Raw genomic sequence first — 7,146 nt, 5'->3', positions numbered from 1 at the left:
AACTGTTGCGGGCTGGGCGGCTCCCAGCCAGCTCTTTCTTCTATTGCGCTTTCCTGCAATCTTTCCATTTCTGCCACCATCAAAACCACAATCCATTACCAATTTTTCCGGTACTATTCTGGTTTGTTATATATTACCGGTTGTCGATATATTACTGGTTATGGAAACGATTCAGGTATGTCATTTAATACCGGTTGTTGTATTAATCTGGAGAGATTGATGCCCGTAATTGTGATGGCTAGCCCCAAGGGGGGAGTAGGAAAATCAACCTGTGCCGTGCTTTTGGCGACAGAGTTTGCGCGAATGAACGCCGAAGTTACGGTTCTGGATTGCGACCCAAACCACTCGCTTACACGTTGGACTTCTCGAAGCATCCCATCTGGCATTCGCCTAGTATCAGACGTGGGCCGGTCCAAAATTGTTCAGACAGTCAAAAGTGTGACTCCCAGTCAGCGCTTTCTTTCAATCATTCCATCCCGCTATCCTCTAAACCCCTATGAACTGCCGATTTTTGGTTTTTCCGGTATTATTCCGGTTTGCTATATATTACCGGTTATGGAATTAATTTAGGTTATTGATTTATTTCAGGTATCGTATATATTACAGATTACCGAAACGATTCCGGTTATTTATTTAATACCGGTTATTGTATTAATCTGGAGAGATTGATGCCCGTAATTGTGATGGCTAGCCCCAAGGGGGGAGTAGGAAAATCAACCTGTGCCGTGCTTTTGGCGACAGAGTTTGCGCGAATGAACGCCGAAGTTACGGTTCTGGATTGCGACCCAAACCACTCGCTTACACGTTGGGCTTCTCGAAGCATCCCATCTGGCATTCGCCTAGTATCAGACGTGGGCCGGTCCGAAATTGTCCAGACAATCAAAAGAGCCGATGGCGACGGAAAAATCGTCATAGTTGATCTTGAAGGTGTCGCTTCACAACTTGTCAGTCGCGCCATATCACAGGCTGACCTAGTGATTGTACCGATGCAGGCAACAGCTTTGGACGCTGAGATTGGTTCGGAAGCCTTGGCTCTCGTAAGAGAAGAAGAGGATGCTCTCGGAAGAACGATCCGTCATGCTGTGGTGCTTACAAAAACAAGTGCCGCGATAAAAAGTCGCGTTCAGAAAGATCTTGAACGCCAGCTCAAATCGGAAGGCATCGACCTCATACAACCGTCATTAGTCTCCAGGGCAGCCTTTTCTGAGCTATTTGCCTATGGGGGCGATTTGACATCGATGCTCGAAAATAAAGAGATGACAACAGGCGGAAAAGTGGACAAGGCCCTAGAAAACGCAAGGGGTTTTGCGGAGGCTGTATATGACCGGCTCAAATAGACTTGCAGGACTACGGGCACGTCCGAAAGACGAAAGCGTGCAGCAAACTAAGTTAGTGGATGCTGTAGGGGAGGCTCATGGCTTCTTAGATCGCACCCCACGACGGAAGCCTGGTCGGAAGCCCAGCCCTAGAACTTATCAGATTCACCCTAAAATCATGCCAGAGATTGGGGACGCGATAGCCGCTGAGGCCGAGCGCCTAGGCATCACGCAAGGCGCACTGATCGAAATTATGTGGCGCTCCTACAGCAACCAAAAATAGGAAGATTATTAATGATACCGGAAATAATTATATTACCGGTATTAAATATGTAATCTGGATTTAATCTAATACCGGTTTTATACCCTTTATTAGGAATCTGGTTTTGTTAGAGATGTTCCTGAAATGCCAAAAATCGTGGTCTAACCTCGCCTCCTAAGGCTCTTGACAAGTGTGCCTTCGATAATTTTCTTGCCTTTAAGGGCCTTTTGTTCTCTTTGTGTTCTCGCCAAGGAGAACAAAGATGACAACGGACGCCGTGGCGCGACTGCGCGAGCAGGTCCGACGCCTGGAGCGTCGAAGCCTTCCTCATTCCCATACTGACACGCTGCCTACCGGGCATTCTGCCGTCGATGAGCATCTCGGCGGCGGCCTCAAAACGGGTAGCCTGCATGACTTCCTGATCTCCGATCCTCTGGAAATCGGAGCCAGTCTCGCCATGCTGCTGCCCATCCTGAAAGAGGGCAGGGGGCCGGTCTTCTGGATCAGCGATACACCTGCCGAACTGAACGCCTGCGGGCTGCATCAATCCGGCGTTTCACTGGAACATCTGGTCTGCATTGAAACGCAGCCGGACAACCTACTGTCGGTCGCCGAAGACGTGTTGCGTGGACCAGAACGCGCACTGGCCGTGGTCGCAGGACGCCACGTCCCAACGCTCAAGGAAATCCGCCGCCTCAATCTGGCTGTGGAGGCAAGCGGGAACACAGGCTTTTTCCTGCGCTCTGCCCCCCTCGCACAAGCGCCTGGGAAAGACCCCTGTGCGTGCGCCACGCGGTGGCGGATCCTCTCTCATCCTTCATCGCCTCAAACGCTTCCGGGACTGGCCATGCCGCTTCCCGGTTCCCGACGCCTTTCTGCCGCGCTGCTGCGGGTGAGGGGAGGCCGCCCTGCTTATTGGATCCTCGACTGCACCGATCATGCGCCGCTTTCTCGCTCTCTGGATGCCCTTCTGGCGCACCGAGCGCCTCCAGCTTTCCCGCCCGGGAAACTATCCGACCGACAGACCACTCGTTGTGCACGCGCTGGCACATAACCGTCACACCGTCACCGGTGTCAGTCCGGCTGCGCTCGCGGCCGGACTGACACCGGGAATGCCGCTGGCACAGGCTCGCTCCCTCGTTCCGGATCTTCTGACCGCCGAAGAAGACGCAGAAGCACAGAGGGCAGCGCTGACCGATCTGTGCTCCTGGCTGATCTGGCTGTCGCCGCTGCCCGCGTTCGATGCTCCGGACGGTCTCTACAGCGATACCACCGGATGCGCCCACCTTTACGGGGGTGAGGCGACGATGCTGGATCTCGTCAGAGAACGCCTGCAGGCGAGGGGGCATTCTTGCTCTGTAGCGTTGAGCGATACGGCCGCAGCCTCACGCGCTCTGGCCCGCTCGCGGATCGACCGGATCTGTCTCGTGCCTCCCGGTCAGCAGAAACAGGCTCTGCGTCCGTTGCCCTGTTCTGCACTTCCGTTACCCGAAAAGACAATCTCCAGCCTCACCCGGCTAGGCCTGAACACCATTGGCGCCCTTGCAGATCTCCCACGCGCGCCTCTGGCCAAGCGCTTTGGCGCGCAGCTCCTGAGCTGTCTCGATGAGGCTCTGGGACGGCAGGCCAGTCCGCTCAGCGTGTTTCAACCTGCGGACCGGATTTCCCTGACCCGGTCTCTGGTCGAGCCCATCAGCACACCGGACGCCATTGCCACGGTGATTGCCGCACTTGTGCCGGTTGTCTGCGAAAAGCTGACGGCGCGCGGGGAGGGGGCGCGTCAGCTCGACTTTCTCTGTGTGCGCGTGGACGGATCCATTCAAGCCATCCGCGTGGGGACATCCGATCCGACGGCTGACGTGACACGTCTGACGCGCCTGCTCAGAGATCAGATCGCGCAGATCGCGCCCGAGTTTGGAATTGAAACCGTCATCCTGACCGTCAGCGCAAACGAACCGCTCGAAGTCGGGCCTGAGCGGTCTATCCTGCCAGACGTCGGCGCATCCTCGGAGCCCGCTCTCCCGGCCACGCTGATTGACCGGCTGTTGAACCGTCCGGGCGTTGTTTCGGTCCACCAGCTTGCGCCCCGGTTTTCCGCCTGGCCCGAGGATGGACAATCTCGCATTTCTCCTGGCGACGTGGCAGAGTCCACGAACGCGAGCCAGATGCTCTGGGCGCGACCGAACATTCTGTTCGATCTGCCCGTCCGGGTGCAGGTAACAGCCTTGCACCCGGACGGTGCGCCCCGCCAGTTCGTCCTCAAACGCCAGACGCATCGCATCGCGGCGGCCGATGGCCCCGAACGTCTGCTGGGTGAGTGGTGGCAGACGGCCGAAAGCTACGGCGCGATCCGCGATTACTGGCAGGTTGAAACCACGACCGGCCTGCGCCTGTGGCTGTTTCGCAAAGGGGACGGAGCCCATGAGTGGTCTGGGTCGGGCGACTGGTTTCTTCAGGGGGTGTTCTGATGGAGCCCCGTGATGACCTGATCCCGGCCAGCACCTCGGACGTGGCCGAAGTGCTGATGCACGCGCTGTGCTATGACGGACGCAGGCGCACGCATGACGCCGCCGAACTGATGGCCCGTCTCGTGGCCGAGCGTCTGGTCGCCTATCTGGAACGCTCCGGATTTGTCGTGATGCGCGCGCCGACCAGCAACGCGCCTGACAGCAGCCGGCACCTCCACCCGCACAGGCGCTAGGCCGTGATTATGCCTTACGTCGAATTGCAGGTGACGTCCTCGTTTTCGTTCCTGCGTTCAGGCAGCCAGCCGGATGAGCTGATGTTCCAGGCGAAGGCCCTGGGGTATGACACCATCGGTCTGACCGACTGGAATACCGTGGCCGGGGTAATCCGCGCCTATCTGGCGGCGCGTGAGGCCGGTCTGCGTCTCCTGCCCGGATGCCGTCTAACTCTGCGCGATGGCAGTGTGCTCCTGGCCTATCCCCGCAACCGTGCGGGCTGGGCGGGTCTGTGCCAGCTCCTGACCCTTGGTCATCATCGTGGCGAGCGGGACGTGTTCCTTCTGGGGTGGGAGGATCTCGTCGCAGCGGCACCCGATCTCCTCCTGATCCTGTTGCCGCCTGAGGATCTGGCAGAAGTTTCTGGTCAGGTTCAGAACCTGCTGGATCTGCCGGGACAAAGGGCAGGCGAAGAAGAGAGCCGGTTTCTCGCGCTGACGATGCTCCGGCAGCCGGGAGACCTGGCGCGGCTTCACGCGCTCGCGGCGTTCAGTGCGGCACAAGGTCTGTCCTGCGTTGTGACGGGAGATGTTCTCTACCACGATGCGCGCCGGCACGTTCTGCAGGACGTCGTCACGGCGATCCGGGAAGGCTGCACCGTCGATGATCTCGGCAACCGCCGTCACGCTCACGCCGATCGCCATCTGAAAGCCCCTGAAGAACAGGCACGCCTGTTTGCCGCCTTTCCGGACGCCCTGGCCAACACGCGGCGGATTGCCGAGGCCTGCATCTTCAGTCTCGATGACCTGACGTACCAGTATCCGACCGAAACCGAGCGCACGGGCGAGAGTGCGCAGGACACCCTGACACGCCTGGTCCAGGTCGCACTGCCGCGTCGCTACCCGGCCGGGGCGCCCCCAGAGGTTGAAACGCAGATTGCCCACGAGCTGAGGCTGATCGGCTCTCTGTCCTACGCGCCGTATTTCCTGACCGTGAATACGATCGTGCGTCATGCCCGCTCACTCGGGATTGTCTGTCAGGGACGGGGATCTGCCGCGAACTCGGCCATCTGCTACGTCCTGGGAATCACCAGTATTGACCCGATCCGCTCGGGTCTTCTGTTCGAGCGCTTCATCTCGGCCGAACGGCAGGAGCCGCCGGATATTGACGTCGATTTCGAGAGCGACCGCCGAGAAGAGGTCATCCAGTGGATCTACCGACACTACGGCCGCCACCGCGCGGCCCTGTGCGCGACCGTGCAGCGCTATCAGCCCAAAGGCGCGTTACGGGAAGTGGGTAAGGTTCTGGGGCTCCCGGAAGATCTGACCGGCCAGCTTTCAAAACACATCGCCTCGTCGTTAGCCGATCCCGATCTGTGCAAGGCGCGTGCGGCCGATCTTGGCCTGAACCTGAAGGATCGCCGACTCAGTCTAACGTTCCATCTCGCACGTCTGCTTCTGGGCTTTCCCCGCCAGCTCGGCACCCATCCGGGCGGGTTTGTGCTGACCGAGAATCGCCTGGATGAACTCGTCCCCCTGATGCCGACCGCCATGGACGGGCGGCAGATCATCGTCTGGGACAAGGACGACATCGACGTCCTGCGCTTCATGAAGGTGGACGTTCTGGGTCTCGGGATGCTCGGCTGTCTGCGTCGCGGGTTCGAGCTGCTGCACACCGTGTATCAGACCCGCATGGATCTCGCCGCGATCCCGGCCGAGGATCCGCAGACCTACCGTATGATCCAGAAGGCGGACACGCTCGGCACGTTCCAGATCGAGAGCCGGGCGCAGATGTCGATGCTGCCGCGCATGAAACCCAGGACCTTCTATGATCTGGTCATTCAGGTGGCGATCGTGCGGCCGGGGCCGATACAGGGCGACATGGTCCATCCCTATCTCCGCAGGAGAGAAAAGCTGGAGCCTGTCACCTACCCGTCCGAGACCCTGCGTGGCATTCTGGGGAAAACACTGGGTGTCCCGCTATTCCAGGAGCAAGCTATGCAGGTGGCGATCCATTGCGCGGGCTTCACGCCAGGCGAGGCGGACCAGCTCCGCCGTGCCATGGCGACGTTCAAAATGACCGGAGGCGTGTCGCCGTTCCGGGACAAGCTGGTGAACGGGATGCTGGCCAATGGCTATGAGCAGGACTTTGCCGAGCAGACCTTCGCGCAGCTCGAAGGTTTTGGCAGTTACGGCTTCCCCGAAAGCCACGCGGCGTCGTTTGCCCTGATTGCCTACGCCTCGGCCTGGATGAAGTGTCACTACCCGGATGTGTTCTGCGCGGCCCTGCTGAACAGCCAGCCCATGGGATTTTATGCGCCCTCGCAGATTGTTCAGGACGCTCAGCGTCACGGGGTCGAGGTCCGGCCGATCTGCATCAACGCCTCCCGATGGGATTGCACGCTGGAGCGCGGCCGGAGCGGGCGGCCGGCGGCCGTCAGGCTGGGCTTTCGGATGGTGAAGGGGCTGGCAAACGGGCACGGTGCGGCCCTGATCGCGGCCCGGATGCCGGACTATGAAAGCATTGATGATGTGTGGCGTCGTGCGGATGTGCCGGTCTCGGCCCTGGAATGTCTGGCGGCGGCTGATGCGTTTCGGGTGTTCGGGCAAATGCGCCGTGCTGCCCTGTGGTCAATCAAGGGACTGGCGGACACGGCCCTGCTGTTGTTTGAGGCAGCGGATCGGGGCCGGAACTTTCCGCTGCCAGAAGTGATCGAGCCGGAGATTGCCTTGCCGATGATGTCAGAGCGGGCGTCGGTGCATGAGGATTACCGGGCGACAGGACTCAGTCTGAACGGGCATCCGGTGGCGTTTTTGCGGGAGGGACTGCGAAAAGAAGGGATCGTGCGTTGCGGGGATCTTCCGTATCTGCGGGATGGACGCCGGAT

At 59.4% G+C, this 7,146-nt stretch carries 6 protein-coding genes; all 6 read left to right on the top strand.

Annotated elements, in window-relative coordinates:
• On the top strand, positions 1 to 570 hold a 570-nt coding region (locus GCE01_RS17315), incomplete at its 5' end, for a nucleotide-binding protein (protein WP_244591283.1).
• Between the two features lie 98 nt (positions 571 to 668).
• Positions 669 to 1,337 carry a ParA family protein gene (locus tag GCE01_RS16205; protein ID WP_099213661.1) on the top strand — a complete coding sequence of 223 codons (669 nt, stop codon included), beginning with the start codon at positions 669 to 671 and terminating at the stop codon, positions 1,335 to 1,337.
• Between the two features lie 503 nt (positions 1,338 to 1,840).
• On the top strand, positions 1,841 to 2,632 hold the full coding sequence (locus tag GCE01_RS16195) for an ImuA family protein (protein ID WP_099213659.1): 792 nt from the start codon (positions 1,841 to 1,843) through the stop codon (positions 2,630 to 2,632).
• Positions 2,517 to 4,046 (top strand): Y-family DNA polymerase, encoded by a 1,530-nt coding sequence (locus tag GCE01_RS16190; protein WP_244591282.1) that lies wholly within the window; start codon positions 2,517 to 2,519, stop codon positions 4,044 to 4,046. Before GCE01_RS16195 ends, GCE01_RS16190 begins: the two co-directional genes overlap by 116 nt.
• Entirely contained in the window at positions 4,046 to 4,279 is a 234-nt protein-coding gene (locus GCE01_RS16185; protein WP_099213657.1) for a hypothetical protein, read from the top strand. The genes GCE01_RS16190 and GCE01_RS16185 overlap by 1 nt, the downstream gene beginning before the upstream one ends.
• Positions 4,280 to 4,288: 9 nt before the next feature.
• Positions 4,289 to 7,146: error-prone DNA polymerase (locus tag GCE01_RS16180; RefSeq protein WP_408735629.1), on the top strand; the 2,858-nt coding region annotated here is incomplete at its 3' end.

This window comes from Gluconobacter cerinus, from assembly GCF_002723935.1.
In the GTDB taxonomy this organism is placed as follows: Bacteria; Pseudomonadota; Alphaproteobacteria; order Acetobacterales; family Acetobacteraceae; genus Gluconobacter; species Gluconobacter cerinus.
The sequence above is the reverse complement of the archived record's forward strand: the minus strand, read 5'-3'. Positions and strand labels throughout refer to the sequence as shown.